The following is a 14,660-nucleotide window of genomic DNA, read 5'->3' on the forward strand; positions in this document are numbered from 1 at the left end:
GCAGCAGCCTGCCCGCGATTCCCTTGCGCGCTGTCATCGTCGGGTTACATTCATTCCCGGTACGGTTGCTCGTCATGTCTGCCCCTACCCTGCGTCTCGAAGGTTTGCACTGGGCGCCATCGCCTGGTGGCCGGCGGCTGCTCGACGGCATTGACCTGGAGGTACGCCCCGGTGAATGCGTCGGCCTGATCGGCCCCAACGGCAGCGGCAAGACCAGCCTGCTGCGCTGCGCCTATCGCTTCACACGGCCTGATGACGGGCGCGTGCTGCTCGAAAACGAGGACATCTGGCAGCGCCCGGCGCGCTGGGTGGCACAACGCGTCGCGGTGATGCTCCAAGAGTTTCCCGAGGATTTCGGCCTGAGCGTACGCGATGTGGTCGCCATGGGCCGCACGCCGCACCAGGGTTGGTTCGACGGCGACGATGACGATGCGCTGGTGGACGCCAGCCTGCATCGCCTGGGCCTGCAAGCGCGCGGCGATCATGGTTTTACCCCGTTGTCCGGCGGCGAGAAGCAGCGCGTGCTGTTGGCTCGCGCGCTGGTCCAGCAACCGCGCCTGTTGATCCTCGACGAACCCACCAACCACCTGGACCCCCGCTACCAGCTGGCCTTGCTGGAGCACTTGCGCGCCACCGGCCTGAGCCTGCTCGCCAGTTTCCACGATTTGAACCTGGCTGCGGCCTTCTGTGACCGGCTGTATGTCATCGAGGCCGGTCGCATTGTTGCCCACGGCACCCCGGCCGAGGTACTGACCGAACAGTGCCTGGCCGAAGTCTTCGGCGTACGGGCACTGGTCGACCGTCACCCCGTGGCCTTTCACCCACGCATCACCTGGATCAGCCCCGCATGAAGCGAAGCCTCACCTGCCTGGCCCTGCTGGCCGCCCTGCCCTTCGTCGCCTGGGCAGGCGACTACCCCGTGACCGTCCGCAGCTGCGAGCGTGATGTCACCTTCAGCCAGCCGCCCCAGCGGGCGGTGAGCCACGACAGCAACCTGACCGGCATGCTGCTGGCCCTGGGGTTGCGCGAGCGTATGGTTGGCTTCACCGGCATCAGTGGCTGGAAGACCCTTGACCCAACCATGACGGGTGCCCTGGACGGCCTGCCGGAACTCGCGCCGCGCTACCCATCGGTGGAAACCCTGCTCGATGCGAACGTCGACTTCCTCTTTGCCGGCTGGGGCTACGGCATGTACGTGGGCGGCCCGGTCACGCCACAGACCCTGGCACCGTTCGGCATCCCGGTGTACGAGCTCAGCGAGTCCTGCTCGCGGGTCATGCCCCAACACCGCGCCAGCCTCGATGACCTGTACCGGGACCTGGACAACCTGGGGCGCATCTTCGACGTTCGCCAGCAGGCCCAGGCCCTGATCGCCACCCTGCGCCAGCGCGTGGCGCGCGTGCAGGCGCAGGTCGCCGCTGAGCCCCAGGCTCCCCGTGTATTCCTCTATGACAGCGGCGAAGACCGCCCCACCACCTCCGGCCGCCTCGGCATGCCCCAAGCGCTGATCGAGGCGGCCGGCGGTGACAATGTAATGGCCGATGTCAACGCCAGCTGGACCGAAGTGAACTGGGAAAGCGTGGTGGAGCGCGACCCGCAGGTGATCGTGATCGTCGACTACGGCCCGACCTCCTGGCAACAGAAGCGCGATTTCCTGCTCGCGCACCCGGCCCTAGGCGAAGTGACGGCCATCCGCGAACGACGTTTCGTCGTGCTCTCCTATATTCAGGTCACCCCATCGGTGGACAACGCCAGCGCCATCGAGCATTTGGCAGCGGCGCTGCATCCCCGCCTGTTCGCAGGCACGCTGCAGTGATGCCGGTACGTGATCGTCGCGCCTACCGGTTGTTGCTCGTCGCGCTGCTGATGGCAATGCTGTGCTCGTGTCTGGTGTCTCTGGGGTTCGGTGCTGCCCAGGTACCCCTGGCCGATGTGCTGGGCATCGTGCTGCAACAGGCAGGCCTGGTCGACCCAGGAGGATGGAGCCGGGGCCAGGCACAGATCGTCTGGCAGATCCGCGCGCCGCGGGTGCTGCTCGGTGCGCTGGTGGGTGCAGGCCTGGCCTTGGTCGGTGGTGCATTGCAGGCCGTGACCCGCAACCCGCTGGCCGACCCGCATCTGCTCGGGGTCAGTTCCGGTGCGGTGCTGGGCGCGGTCCTGGTGGTGCTGTTCCTGGGCGCCTTCGCCGGCCCGTTCAGCCTGCCGCTGGCGGCGTTCATCGGCGCGCTCGCCAGCATGCTGCTGGTATTGGCGGTGGCCAGCCGACGCGGGCGCCTGGACAGCGACCGGCTGCTGCTCGCTGGGGTGGCCGTGTCCTTCGTGATCATGGCCCTGGCCAACCTGCTGCTCTACACCGGCGACCCACATGCGGCCAGCTCGGTGATGTTCTGGATGCTGGGCGGCCTGGGCCTGGCGCAGTGGTCGCTGCTGTGGCTGCCGGCACTGTGCGTGCTGGCGGGCTTTGCCTTGCTGATGAGCCTGGCGCGGGCCCTCAATGGTTTGATGAGCGGCGAACAGACAGCCGTCAGCCTGGGCTTCGAGCCCCGTCGGGTAAGAGCCCAGGTGTTCGTGGGGTGTGCGCTGCTCACAGGCGTGCTGGTGTCATTGTCCGGGGCCATCGGCTTTGTCGGCCTGATGCTGCCCCATGTCGCCCGCCGGCTGGTAGGCGCCGAACATCGACGGCTGCTCCCGGCCTGTGCCTTGCTCGGGGCGCTGTTCATGGTCTGGGTGGACATCGGCGCACGTACGTTGATCGCGCCCCAGGACCTGCCCATCGGCATCGCCACCGCCGCCATCGGCGGCATGTTCTTCATCCTGATGCTGCGCCGCAAGCCCTGACGTGTCTACAGGCCTTGTGCCCGACGCTCGCGTACCTGGCGCTTGAGCACCCGCAAAGGCGGTGCATAGAAGAACCCGAACGACACGCTGCCCTTGCGCCCGGGCAGCGCGTGGTGCAGCCGATGGGCCCGATACAGGCGTCGCAGGTAGCGGTTCACCGGCTTCGGCGCCCGGGGCCAGTGGCGGTGGAAGAAGCCATCGTGGGCCAGTACATACAGCACGCCGTAGCCCGCCACGCCAGCGCCGACCCATTGCAGCGGCGCATACCCGGCCTTGCCCAGGGCGACCAGGCCCGAGGCGATCAGGGCGAGTGCCACCAGGTACAGGTCGTTGGTCTCCAGCATGCCCAGGTGCGGCTCATGGTGCGAGCGATGCAGCCACCAGCCCCAGCCATGCATGACGTACTTGTGGGCCAGCGTGCCGACGCCTTCCATGGCCACCAGCGTGCCGAACAGGATGGCGAGATTGAACAGCATGTAACGGTCCGAGGTTGTAACGAAGGGCGCAAGGTTAACACCGCCTGGGCGCGCTTCAGAGGCCTTTTTCATGAAAGTCCGGTCGCCGAACATCCAGTTTCATGAAGGAAATTTCCCAGATCGCGCAATTGTCACGCAACTGTCCTTGACCCTGCCTGGCGCCAGGCGTAAGGTCCGCGGCGCAGTTTTGCATCCCACAACAGGAGTCCTGCATTGGACAGTAGCCCCAGTCGATTGCGACAGGCCCACACGGCAAGCTAGTCCGGCAGCCCTCCTGCCACTGTCTTGCCGCACACGGTAGACGGTGGTTCATCACGGCCCAGGCGGGCCGATGTCTCCACTTCTTTCCTTCCTGCTCCCGTGCCCGGCACGCGGGCATGTGGTCCTCGCACTCGTTGTTTTCAGTTGCGCCGCAAATGGCGGCGCCCCACGGGCATGTGCCCGGGAAATGAGGTTTGCTATGGATTGGAAAGTCTTTCTGCTGCGCGTCAGCGTAGCCCTGGTACTCGGCGCCCTGATCGGTGCCGAACGTCAACTGCGCCAGCGCCTGACCGGCCTGCGCACCAATGCGCTGGTCAGCACCGGCGCCTGCCTGTTCGTGCTCATGACCCAGGCGGTGCCTGGCATGGCGCCCACCGATGCCTCGCGTATCGCCGCCTATGTGGTGTCTGGTATCGGCTTTCTCGGCGGTGGCGTGATCATGCGCGACGGCTTCAATGTCCGTGGCCTGAACACCGCCGCCACGCTTTGGTGCACGGCCGCCATCGGTGTGTTGTGCAGCCTGGGCCTGCTGCTCGAGGCGGCATTGGGCAGCCTGGTGGTGCTGTGTGCCAATATCCTGCTGCGTGACATCGCCCAGCGCCTGGACCGCCAGGAGGTACTGCCGGCCAGCGAGGTGGAGCAGCGTTTCGAGGTCCGCATCGTCTGCCGCGCCGAGGACGAAATCCAGGTACGCAGCCTGATGTTGCACAGCCTCAGCGACCCCGGCCTGCGCCTGCAGTCGCTGCACAGCGAAGACCTGGCCAACCCCGCGCGCCTTGAGGTGCGTGCCGAGCTGCTCGGTACACCGCAGGCCCCTACCCAGCTGGAACGCCTGGTCAGCCGGGTAAGCCTCGAGAAAGGCGTCAGCTCGGTGCGCTGGCAGCTGCGCGAGCTGGTCGGCGAATGAGCCGCTGGCGAGCCTTGCCTTGCCTTGCCTTGGCGCGGCAGGGCTCGCAGACTGGGCGTTTTGTCAGGGACCACCCATGCACATTCGCCCTACCCGCCTTCATGATGTCCCCTTGCTTGCCGCCATCGAGCGCTCGGCGGCCCAGGCCTTCCTGCGTTTGCCTGACCTGGCTTGGCTGGCCACCGGCGATGTGCTGGACGAAAACGCCCACCGGGCCTTCATTGCCGGGCAAGGCAGCTGGGTGGCGGTGGACGGCAACGACTGCCCGCGAGGTTTCATCTGCACCGAGCAGGCACACGACTGGCTGCATATCCACGAAGTGTCGGTATGCGCGCAGGCCCAGGGCCTAGGGATGGGGCGCGCCCTGCTCCAGCAAGCAATCAGCATCGCGCGGAGCCACGGCAAGCGGGTCGCCACCCTGACGACCTTCGCCGAGGTCCCCTGGAACGCGCCGTTCTACGCCCGGCACGGGTTCAAAATCATCGAGCCGGCACAACTGGACGCCCGCCTGGGCGACATCCTGCAGGCCGAACGCGCCCACGGCCTGACTGGGCGCTGCGCGATGGCATTGGCGATCGTGCCGGCGGCTTGATCGCTCACGAATGGGTGCCGGTCAGCGCACCAGTGGCCAGCTGATAGCGGTCCCGCCCTTGGCGTTTGGCCTCGTACAGGGCGCTATCCGCCGTCGCCATCAGGTTTTCCGGCGTGATCGTTTCAGGCCCTGGGTACCCCACCGCGATGCCCGCACTGGCGGTGACATGCCCCAGCGGGCTGCCGGCATGTTCGATCATCTGCCGGCGCAGCAAGGCCAGGATCTCCTGCACGATCGCCACTGCACCCTGGGCGTCGGTGTTCGGTAGCAGCAAGGTGAACTCCTCGCCGCCATAGCGCACCGCCAGATCGCCTGGGCGCTTCAGCGCATGGCGCAGCACTTCGCCCACGCGTCGCAGGCACTGATCGCCGCCGGGGTGGCCATAGCGGTCGTTGTAGGCTTTGAAGTAGTCCAGGTCCATCATCACCAGCGCCAACGGGTAGCCTTGACGGCGTGCCCGGCGGATCTCCGCGTCGAATACACCGTCGAGCCGGCGCCGGTTACCCAGGCCTGTCAGGCTGTCGGTCAGCGCCAGGGATTTGAGGGTCTGGTGCGCCTGGTGCAAGGCGCGCTCGATGACGATGCGCTCGCGTAGCTGGCGCAGCACCACCCAACCGAAGGTCGCCAGCCCCACCAGCAACAGCAGCAGCACGGCGACCGACTTGAGCATGTCGTGGCGCCACGGGGCGAGGATCGACTCCCGCGACAAACCGGCTTCCACCACCAGTGGGTAGCTCGACAGTGCCCGGTAGGCATACAGCCGCGGGGTACCGTCGACCACCGCCACTGCCTCGGCCACGCCCTGGTCGGCGTAAGGCAGGTGGTTGCGGAAGATCTCGCTGTCCGCCAGGCTGCGCCCCACTACCTGCTCGACGAACGGCCGCCGGACCAGGATGGTGCCATCACGCTTGGCCAGTACCAGCGCGCCGCGTTCGTCGATCTTGAAGTCGCCGTAGTAGCGTACGAACCAGTCCACTTTGATGGTGCCCAGCAGCACCCCGGCGAAACGGCCGTCCGGGTGGTCCAGGCGCCGAGAGATCGGGATCACCAGGTCACCCGTGGAACGGCTGCGCACCACCGAACCGATACGCACGCCTCGGCCGGTATGGGTGCGGTGATAGATGAAGTAATCGCGGTCGGCATTGTTGGCGTGCTTGGGTGTCGAGGCCCGGTCGGTTACCACCCAGCGGCCCTCGGCGTCGTAGACGAACAGGCCGTGCAACTGCGGCATGATGGCCTTCTGCTGCTTGAGCAAGGCATGCAAGCGCGGCCGGTCCAGGTTGGCGAAGCCATCGCCTTCGAGCCGTTCGGCCAACGCTGCGCTAATGGCGTCGACCTGGCGAATCGCATCTTCGGCGTGCTGAGCGGTGGCCCTGGCCAGGTTGATCACTGCGTCCTCTGCATTCAGCGACGCATGGCGGTAGTCACGGGCGATGCGCCAGCTTTCGACCGAGACGAAAGCCAGCATCACCACGGCCATGAAGCTCAACACCAGGCGGAACAACGCGACAGCCCGGCCTTCGCCGGTGATCGCCAAAAGCCCCTCCTCGTGCGGTTTCCTGCTTGCAGCCATTACAGTCCCTTGTTGTCCCGCCCTCGCCGCCTATGACTATAGAACAGCGTGCCAGGCACGCGAACAACGCTTGGCACCTTTGCGCTGGCCTACGACGCGGTTTGCAGCGAGATCCAGACCGGCGCATGGTCGCTCGCCTTCGGCTCGTTGCGCACCCAGGCATCCACCCCGGCCGCCTCCAGCCGTGGTGCAAGCTCGGGGCTGAGCAGCAGGTGGTCGATGCGCAGGCCCGCGTTGCGCTGCCAATGGTTACGGAAGTAATCCCAGAACGTATAGACCTGCTCGTGCGGGTGCAACTGGCGGATGGCGTCGCTCCAGCCCTGGGCCAGCAGCTGGCGGTAGCATTCACGGCTCTCGGGCTGGAGCAGCGCATCCTTGAGCCAGGAGCGCGTGTTGTAGATGTCCTGGTCGGTGGGTACCACGTTGAAGTCCCCTGCCAGCACTGTCGGGTGGCCGCTCTCAAGCAGCCCCTGGGCGTGCGCGTTCAGGCAGTGGAACCAGCGCAGCTTGTAGTCGAACTTCGGCCCAGGCTGGGGGTTGCCGTTGGGCAGGTACAAGCATGCCACCAATACCCCATGGGCTGCGGCCTCCAGGTACCGGCTCTGGCTGTCCGCCTCCATGCCTGGCAAGCCGCGTCGCACCTCCAGCGGCTCGCTACCCCGGGCCAGGATGGCCACGCCGTTCCAGGACGGCTGACCGTGGTGCAGGCAGCCATAGCCTGCGGCCTCCAGGGCATCGCGCGGGAAATCCTTGTCGGCGGCCTTGAGTTCCTGCAGGCAGGCGATGTCCGGTTGCTCGCGCGCCAGCCAGGCCAGAAGCCCGGGCAGGCGGCTGCGGATGCCGTTGATGTTGAACGTGGCGATCTTCAAGGTCTTCATGCGTCAGGGTCATCGACATGGGCCTGCACCGCTTCTTCAAGCGCACGGCCATGGGCCTGGTCGGCCAGGGCCTTGAGCGCCAGCCAGTCGTCCCAGTCGATGGCGCCATCGTCGCGCAGGGCTTCGGCGGTACGGATCAGTTCATGGTGGTAGGCATCCGGCGACTCGCGCCGATAGCTCGCGTCATCGTACTGGGCGTACCAGGCTTCGAGCTCGGGAATGCTGCGTTCGATGCTCATGGGCAGGCTCCTCGGTGCAACCTTTGAATGTCTGAGCCCAGGTTGTCGGCAACGTTCAACCCAATGACCACTCGCCTCATGGCGTGCAGAAAAATCAAACCTTTGCCCACTGGCCGTGCTCAACCATAAGCGACACTGAGGTCGCGCCAATGGATAAGGAGTGACACATGAGCAATCTGTTCCTCAAGCGGGTCGGCCTGACCGTCGCGCTGGGCATGGCTTCGATGCATGTGCTGGCCGCCAGCTCCAACGACTTCGTCGACAGTGCCACCGAGTCGGGCATCGCCGAAGTGGTGACGGGCAACCTGGCCCAGGAAAAGAGCAAGAACCCTGAGATCAAGGCCTTCGCCCAACAGATGGTCACCGACCACACCCAGGCCAACCAGAAGCTCGGCGATATCGCCCGCTCGCTGGATATCAGCGTGCCGGACGAAGCCGCGCTGACCGACAAGGTCAAGAAGATGATCCTGGAATGGCGCGACGAGTCCTTCGACCAGTCGTATATCAACAATCAGGTCGAGGCCCATGAAAAGGCCGTGAAACTGTTCAAGGATGAAGCGAATACCTCCGACAAACCCGAGCTCAAGGCCTTTGCCAGCGAAACCCTGCCCAAGCTCGAGCAGCACCTGGAGCACGCCAAGCAGCTCCAGGCCAAGCACGGCAAATGACCTGCAGCACGTGTGAGGCACGCCATGAGTAACGATGCACTACGTTCCGAAATCCTCACCCGCCTGTTCCATGCCCACCCACAAGGCCTGGGCAAGGAGCTGCTGGACAACTACCGCGGTGAAAAAGCCGTGGCCGGGATGCTCAAGACTCTGCAGGAGCAGGGGTTGATCCAGGATGGCAGCGTCGATGTCGATGCCGAGCATCGGCTGAGCGTGAACTACCCGATCAAGCTGTCGTCCGCAGGCGTCGAGGAAGCCAAGAAAATGCCGCAAGGCTGAAATGCTGCTGGCGGCACCTGACCTTCACCAGCGCCTCGGCACCCCGGGGCGCTGGTGAAGCCTTCTTGGTTCAATCTTTTTTTTCGTCGTCCCGAGGCGGCTTGGCCGGGCCTTGCGGGTCGACTTGCGGGTCTTCCAGGTCGGGTGAGTCCGGGTCGAAACCCAGGTCGTTCTTGCGTGTCGCGTGCTCGGAAGAATGAGGGCCGTCGTCGGGCTTGTGCTGTTCGGGTCTGCTCATGGGCTGTCTCCGGTAGAGGTGTCTACGGAAGAACCTGCAAGCCTCACGAAGTTTGATCCATCTGCGCCCCACTGCGCCCGACGGCGTCAGGGCAGGCGCGCCTGGCACGCCAAGAGCTCCGCCGTTCGGGCATCCAGCTTGGCCTGCAACTGCTCCAGTTGCCGACGCATTTCATCCCCTGCGCCCTGGGCCTGGGCGAGGATCGAGCGCAGCCCCTGCACCTGGGCGTCGCGTTGTTCCAGTTGTTCGTCCAGCACCTTGCGCTTGGCCGAAGCCCGCCGATTGTCCGCCAGCAACCGTTCGTTGTCCCGGTGTAGCCGGGTGGCCTCCTCCTGGCGGAAGGCGACGCTTTGTTGCAGGCGCAGCACCTCCACCTGCAACTGCTGCACCTGCGTCTCGTGGCGACGCTTGTCCTGCTCCTGCGCATCGCGTGCATGGCGTTGCGTCTCTTCCAGCGAGCGAACCTGCTCGTCCTTGTCGGCCAGGCGCACCTGCAGCTCCCCCAGCGCCTGGCTGAGGCTGGCGCTGCGTAGCTGCTCGGCCTGCAAGGCGTCTTGGGTGGTCGCCAGCTTCTCGGACTCCGCCTGCAACGCGCCGGCCTGGGCCTGCAGTTGTTGGTGAGCCGCCGCCAGCGCCTGCTGGGCCACTTGCAGTTGTGCCTGCAGACGTTCGCGTTGTTCGTCGAATGTGGCCTCGGCTTCGCGGATACGTGCCTGGGCCTCGTCCTCCAGTTGCCCGGCCAGTTTCTCCACCAGCGTGCCCAGTTGCTCGCTCAGGCCGGCCCTGCTGGGCTGAGCTGCGTCCAGCTCTTTGAGATAACGGTGGATGGTGGTCTTGGAGCCGGTGTTGCCCAGCTCGATACGTACTGCGTCGATGGTTGGCTGCTCGCCTCGGGCAAGCAGCGCCTGGCGTGCCTGCTGCACCACCGCTTTGTTGATACCGGCCCGGGCCATGTGCGCTCCTGTGTTCGTAACGTAGTACGTATTACGTAATAGGGGCTGATTGTGCGAGTATTCGCGCGCCCATTCAAGGCCCACCTCAACGCTTTACCACCTTTGGGTAAGGGTTTGCCCGCTTTTGGGCCTCTATCCCCTTTTTCTATCCGAGCCGGCGATTCAGTACGGCCGAAACGTACTGAAATAAATGCTTACAAATACCTGGCGCACTCATTGCTTCTGCCTCAGCAACAAGGCAAATGGCCACCTCGATGTGACCATGGCCATGCTGTACGACCCGAGGCGAAAGCGATGAAAAGACATCCGGCAGTGCGTTCATCCATGCATGTTTTCCGGTTATCGTCGGTCACGGCGATGCTGTTCAGTCTGGGACTGATCACGGCCATAGCCTCCCCCCTCGACGACACCAGCCAGCCCCCGCCAACCGACCCCTCGGCCTACTACGATCCGCCAGACGACCCGGCCAAGGCGCTCGATGACATCAACAGCGAACCGGAGGCCAACGAAGGCGCGCTGGAGCTCACCGACGGCGTGTTCGGTGACCGCTCCACGCCCACCACCGAGAACGTGCTGCCGCCACTGCAGCAAACCTCCAGCCAATACCCCACCAACGGTAAGCCCAGCCCGTTGTTCGGCGCCGAGCCGTTCACCCAGCAACTGTTGCTCTTCGAAGAATTCGGCACCGAGAAGCTCGACCCCACCGCGCCCCCGCCCGAGCTGGGCTTCCCCTTGCCGACCAAAGGGCCGGCGCCCGCCCAGGACCCGAACAACGTCGCCCGCAGCGGCCCGGACGGCAATGCCCTGGAAGCCTTCCTCAAGCAACCAGGGCTGCACCCCTTCCCCACCCAGTACGCCAACGTGCTCGATCGCAACCCGTGGAAGGCGCAGATCGAAGACTTCCTCAATCGGCACCCGGTCGGCTCGCCCGCCGAAGGCCGCCCGCCAGGAAAAGGCTGGTCGCACCAGCGCTGGAACGAGTTCTACCCCCAGGCCGCATTCAAGACCGCCCAGGCCGGTGCGCGCATCAACCAGGGCCTGCGCGATCGTCGGCAACTGCACAACTACGCCCAAGGCGAGTTCGCCCCAGGCGGGCTGTACTACCAGACCTCGGACATCCCCACCACGCTGGGCACCACCAAAGGCATCGACACCCGCTTCCACCCCAAGATGCCGCTACAGAACCACAAGTCGCTGTGGACCTTCGACGGCACCTTCCCGCCGAAGCTCTTGATGGTGCGCTACGGCCAGCCGATCCTCATGCGCCATTACAACGCCCTGCCGATCGACCCGTCGGCCAACGGCGGCTTCGGCCTGCACACCATCTCGACCCATGAACACAATGGCCACTCGCCAGCCGAAAGCGACGGTTTCGCCAATGCCTATTTCTTCCCCGGCCAGTACTACGACTACCGCTGGCCGGTGCAGCTGGCCGGCTACGACACCATCAACACCCGCGCCGAAGACCCACGCGCCGCCTTCCCTTGCTCGCCGGGCGAAACCCTGTTCGTCAACGACGCTTCGCCGGGCCTGAAGACGTGCCAGAACGGCAGCATCAAGATCCGTGGCGACTGGCGCGAAACCATGAGCACCCACTGGTTCCACGACCACATGCTCGATTTCACGGCGCAGAACGTCTACAAAGGCAACGCCGTGATGATGAACTACTACAGCGCCCTCGATCGCGGCAACGAAGCCCTGCAGGACGGCGTCAACCTGCGCCTGCCCAGCGGCTCGGCGCTGCCCTGGGGCAACCGTGACTATGACGTGAACCTGGTGATCGCCGACAAGGCCTGGGATGCCAACGGCCAGCTGTGGTTCAACCCCTTCAATACCGACGGTTTTCTCGGTGACCAGGTGCTGGTCAACTGGCAGTACCAGCCACGCCTGAAGGTGCGGGCACGCAGCTACCGCTTCCGCCTGCTCAACGGCTCGGTGTCGCGGTACTTCAAGTTCGCCGTGGTGCGTGAAGTCGCGGGCAGCGGCGGCGAATTCAAGGGGCCGTCCGGCTCCAACGTCTCGTACCAGCGCGTGCCGTTCCACATGATCGCCAACGACGGCAACCTCATGGAACACGCAGTGCCGTTCGACGGCACCATGGATCTCAACGGCGACGGCAATCGCCAGGACAACAACGGCATACTGCCCCTGCAAGGCATCGCCGAGCGCTACGACATCATCATCAACTTCGCCAAGCACGGCATCCAGGTCGGCGACAAGCTGTACTTCGTCAACCTGATGGAACACGAGACCGGCAAGGGCCCCAGCGAGGCGATCCCTCTGGCCGATGTGCTCTCGGGGAACTACAAGGCCGTCATCAAGCAGACCAGCAAAGGCCCGGAATGGGACCGCGGCGACCCCGCTGTCGGCAAGTTTCTGCAACTGGTGGTGCAGCCCTACAGCGGCCAGGACCTGAGCATGGACCCGGTGGCCTACGAACCGGCCAAGCCCGGCAAGGCCGAAGGCCTGAAGATGCTGCCGCTGACCATCGACCGCAACAGCGCCAGCGACCAGGCCAAGCTCAAGGACGCCCGCCACCGCGAGTTTCTCTTTGGCCGCTCCGACGGCACCGACACCGCGCCCTGGACCATCAAGACCGACGGTGGTTTCGGCTACAGCATGGACCCACGCCGGATCAGCGCGGCCCCGCAACTGTCCGCCGAAGCGACCGATGGCGGCTTCAGTGGCGACGGCACCCTGGAGGTCTGGAAGATCAAGAACGGCGGCAACGGCTGGAGCCACCCGGTGCATGTGCATTTCGAGGAAGGCGTGGTGCTCAGCCGCGACGGCAAGGCACCGCCGGAGTGGGAGAAATGGGCACGCAAGGACGTGTATCGCATCGGGCCGGACGCCGACTCGTCGGAAGAAATCGAGGTGGCCATCCGCTTCCGCGAATTCGCCGGCACCTACATGGAACACTGCCACAACACCCAGCACGAAGACTCCTCCATGCTGCTGCGCTGGGACCTGGAGCATCCCGGCCAGTTCCAGATGATGCCCACACCACTGCCAGGCTGGGATGGCGTGCAGTACGTCAGCTCCGCCGCCCTGCCGACCTTCCGCACCAGCAACAGTGGTAGCGGCAGCGGCAGCGGCGATGACAACAGCAGCAACCAGCCCCCGGTGGCCATGCCCGACAGCGCAGCCACCCAGGCCGGCACCCCGGTCGTGGTGAACGTGCTGGCCAACGACACCGACCCGGACCGCAACCTGCCCTTGAGCGTGGTGGGCCTGGCCCAACCGGACTCAGGCAAGGGCACCGTGGCCAGCGATGGCACGCAGGTCACCTACACACCGCCACAGCAGGTGACTGCGCCGTTCACCGCAAGCTTCACCTACCAGGCGCGCGATGCCCTGGGCGCCGAGTCGGCAAGCCCAGCCACGGTCAGCATCGCGGTCACGCCACCGGTGATCGCCGATGAGCTGAGGGTCAGCAGCGCCACGGTGCAGCGGCGCAGCAACGACCGCTATACCTGGGACTTGGCCGGCACCACCAGCCAGGCCACCGGCAACAGCATTCGGGTGACGGCTTCGACCACCAACGGGCCGCTGGACCTGGGCCTGGCGACCCTGAGCCCGACCACCAGCGGCGCGCGCTGGCGGCTGTCGGTCACCACCACCGGTGCCGGCCCGGCATCGCCAGCGACGGTGACCGCGCGCTCCGCGCTTGGGCAGAGCGTCACCGTACCGATCAGTGTCCGCTGACAACGAAGGAGCACGACCATGGGCTGGTTCCGGCGTCCTACACGTGCCCACCTGCTGCTGTTGCTGGTGGCCTGCCTGCCCTACTGGCCTCCCCAGGCTACCCAGGACGTGGCCCAGGCCACGCCCTGGGGGCGGGACTACTTCCCCAACATCCGCCTGCTCGACCAGGACGGCCACCCCGTGCGTTTCTTCGACGACCTGATCGAGGGCAAGGTGGTGGCGATCAACTTCATCTTCACCGGCTGCTCCGACGCCTGCCCCCTGGAAACCGCACGGCTGCGCCAGGTGCAGAAGCTGCTGGGCGACCGGGTGGGCAAGGACATCTTTTTCTATTCCATCAGCATCGACCCGTACAACGACACCCCGGCCACCCTCAAGCGCTATGGCGAGAAATTCAACTTGGGCCCAGGCTGGCGCCTGCTCACCGGCGAGCCCGACGACATCGAGCTGCTGCGCAGGCGCCTGGGGTTGTTCATCGAAGGCCTGGACAATGGCCGCTCCAAGGACCACAACCTGAGCCTGATCATCGGCAACCAGGCCACCGGCCGCTGGATGAAGGCCTCGCCCTTCGAAAGCCCCTACATCCTGGCCGACCGCCTGGGCAAGAGCCTGCACAACTGGAAACTGCCGGAAACGGCTGTAGCCCAGGCCACACAGATTCGTACGCCCAGCACGGGCGAGCAGATCTTCAGGACCCGCTGTTCCTCCTGCCACAGCCTTGGCGACGCCGGGCCCAGCGCCTCGGGCGGGATCGGCCCCGACCTGCTGGGCGTCACCCGGCAACGCGATGCTCGCTGGCTGGTGCGCTGGCTAAAGGAGCCCGACCGCATGCTTGCCGAAAAAGACCCGCTGGCCATGCTGCTGTACGACCAGTACAAAGGCCTGGCCATGCCCAACCTGCGCCTGGGCGACACCGAGGTGAGCGCACTGTTGACCTACCTGGAGGAAGAAACCCAGCGGGTGCAGACGCCCTCACAAGGGCCCTCCCACAACCTGTAGAAGCGGCACCGCTTTTTGTGGGAGCCGGCTCGCCGGCGATTGGCCCGCAAAGGC

Annotated in this window: 15 protein-coding genes; 9 read left to right on the forward strand and 6 right to left on the reverse strand. The window is 65.5% G+C overall.

Annotated elements, in window-relative coordinates; all coding sequences use genetic code 11:
* Window positions 1–74: 74 nt before the first annotated feature.
* From ACNFCI_RS05795 to ACNFCI_RS05805, 3 genes are read left to right on the forward strand one after another with little or no spacing between them, the layout of a single operon-like run.
* Window positions 75–851 carry an ABC transporter ATP-binding protein gene (locus tag ACNFCI_RS05795; protein WP_368828956.1) on the forward strand — a complete coding sequence of 259 codons (777 nt, stop codon included), beginning with the start codon at window positions 75–77 and terminating at the stop codon, window positions 849–851.
* Window positions 848–1,816: an ABC transporter substrate-binding protein gene (locus tag ACNFCI_RS05800; protein WP_368828955.1), complete on the forward strand. Its 969-nt coding sequence runs from the start codon at window positions 848–850 to the stop codon at window positions 1,814–1,816. The genes ACNFCI_RS05795 and ACNFCI_RS05800 overlap by 4 nt, the downstream gene beginning before the upstream one ends.
* Window positions 1,816–2,838, forward strand: coding sequence for a FecCD family ABC transporter permease (locus tag ACNFCI_RS05805; protein WP_084857858.1), 1,023 nt, complete (start codon window positions 1,816–1,818; stop codon window positions 2,836–2,838). Before ACNFCI_RS05800 ends, ACNFCI_RS05805 begins: the two co-directional genes overlap by 1 nt.
* A gap of 5 nt (window positions 2,839–2,843) precedes the next feature.
* Here the strand turns inward: ACNFCI_RS05805 and ACNFCI_RS05810 are convergent, their stop codons facing one another.
* On the reverse strand, window positions 2,844–3,314 hold the full coding sequence (locus tag ACNFCI_RS05810) for a sterol desaturase family protein (RefSeq protein WP_084857857.1): 471 nt from the start codon (window positions 3,312–3,314) through the stop codon (window positions 2,844–2,846).
* Window positions 3,315–3,774: 460 nt separating this feature from the next.
* On the opposite strand from ACNFCI_RS05810, the gene ACNFCI_RS05815 reads away from it, so the two are divergent.
* Together ACNFCI_RS05815 and ACNFCI_RS05820 are read left to right on the forward strand one after the other, a co-directional pair.
* Window positions 3,775–4,482: an MgtC/SapB family protein gene (locus ACNFCI_RS05815; RefSeq protein WP_084857856.1), complete on the forward strand. Its 708-nt coding sequence runs from the start codon at window positions 3,775–3,777 to the stop codon at window positions 4,480–4,482.
* 76 nt (window positions 4,483–4,558) lie between these two features.
* The gene (locus ACNFCI_RS05820; RefSeq protein WP_368828954.1) at window positions 4,559–5,074 is read left to right on the forward strand and encodes a GNAT family N-acetyltransferase; all 516 of its coding nucleotides are present in this window, start codon (window positions 4,559–4,561) and stop codon (window positions 5,072–5,074) included.
* Window positions 5,075–5,078: 4 nt separating this feature from the next.
* Here the strand turns inward: ACNFCI_RS05820 and ACNFCI_RS05825 are convergent, their stop codons facing one another.
* The 3 genes from ACNFCI_RS05825 to ACNFCI_RS05835 form a co-directional block, all read right to left on the reverse strand.
* Window positions 5,079–6,647, reverse strand: a complete 1,569-nt coding sequence (locus ACNFCI_RS05825) for a diguanylate cyclase (protein ID WP_368828953.1) — start codon at window positions 6,645–6,647, stop codon at window positions 5,079–5,081.
* A gap of 89 nt (window positions 6,648–6,736) precedes the next feature.
* Window positions 6,737–7,525: an exodeoxyribonuclease III gene (gene xth / locus ACNFCI_RS05830; protein WP_368828952.1), complete on the reverse strand. Its 789-nt coding sequence runs from the start codon at window positions 7,523–7,525 to the stop codon at window positions 6,737–6,739.
* Window positions 7,522–7,764 (reverse strand): hypothetical protein, encoded by a 243-nt coding sequence (locus tag ACNFCI_RS05835; protein ID WP_084857852.1) that lies wholly within the window; start codon window positions 7,762–7,764, stop codon window positions 7,522–7,524. The genes xth and ACNFCI_RS05835 overlap by 4 nt, the downstream gene beginning before the upstream one ends.
* 167 nt (window positions 7,765–7,931) lie before the next feature.
* Between ACNFCI_RS05835 and ACNFCI_RS05840 the strand changes: the two genes are divergently transcribed.
* Window positions 7,932–8,432 (forward strand): DUF4142 domain-containing protein, encoded by a 501-nt coding sequence (locus tag ACNFCI_RS05840; protein WP_084857851.1) that lies wholly within the window; start codon window positions 7,932–7,934, stop codon window positions 8,430–8,432.
* Between the two features lie 24 nt (window positions 8,433–8,456).
* On the forward strand, window positions 8,457–8,711 hold the full coding sequence (locus ACNFCI_RS05845) for a hypothetical protein (protein WP_084857850.1): 255 nt from the start codon (window positions 8,457–8,459) through the stop codon (window positions 8,709–8,711).
* A gap of 70 nt (window positions 8,712–8,781) precedes the next feature.
* On the opposite strand, the gene ACNFCI_RS05850 is transcribed toward ACNFCI_RS05845, so the two are convergent.
* Window positions 8,782–8,949, reverse strand: a complete 168-nt coding sequence (locus tag ACNFCI_RS05850; protein WP_368828951.1) for a DUF6021 family protein — start codon at window positions 8,947–8,949, stop codon at window positions 8,782–8,784.
* Between the two features lie 86 nt (window positions 8,950–9,035).
* Complete coding sequence (locus ACNFCI_RS05855) at window positions 9,036–9,902, reverse strand: DNA-binding protein (protein ID WP_368828950.1); 867 nt, start codon at window positions 9,900–9,902, stop codon at window positions 9,036–9,038.
* 294 nt (window positions 9,903–10,196) lie between these two features.
* Here ACNFCI_RS05855 and ACNFCI_RS05860 point away from each other — a divergent pair, with 294 nt between their 5' ends.
* Window positions 10,197–13,607: an Ig-like domain-containing protein gene (locus ACNFCI_RS05860; protein WP_368828949.1), complete on the forward strand. Its 3,411-nt coding sequence runs from the start codon at window positions 10,197–10,199 to the stop codon at window positions 13,605–13,607.
* Between the two features lie 18 nt (window positions 13,608–13,625).
* Window positions 13,626–14,606 (forward strand): SCO family protein, encoded by a 981-nt coding sequence (locus ACNFCI_RS05865; RefSeq protein WP_368828948.1) that lies wholly within the window; start codon window positions 13,626–13,628, stop codon window positions 14,604–14,606.
* Window positions 14,607–14,660 lie beyond the last annotated feature (54 nt).

The organism is Pseudomonas sp. NY15356, from assembly GCF_048068175.1.
Classification (GTDB): Bacteria; Pseudomonadota; Gammaproteobacteria; order Pseudomonadales; family Pseudomonadaceae; genus Aquipseudomonas; species Aquipseudomonas putida_K.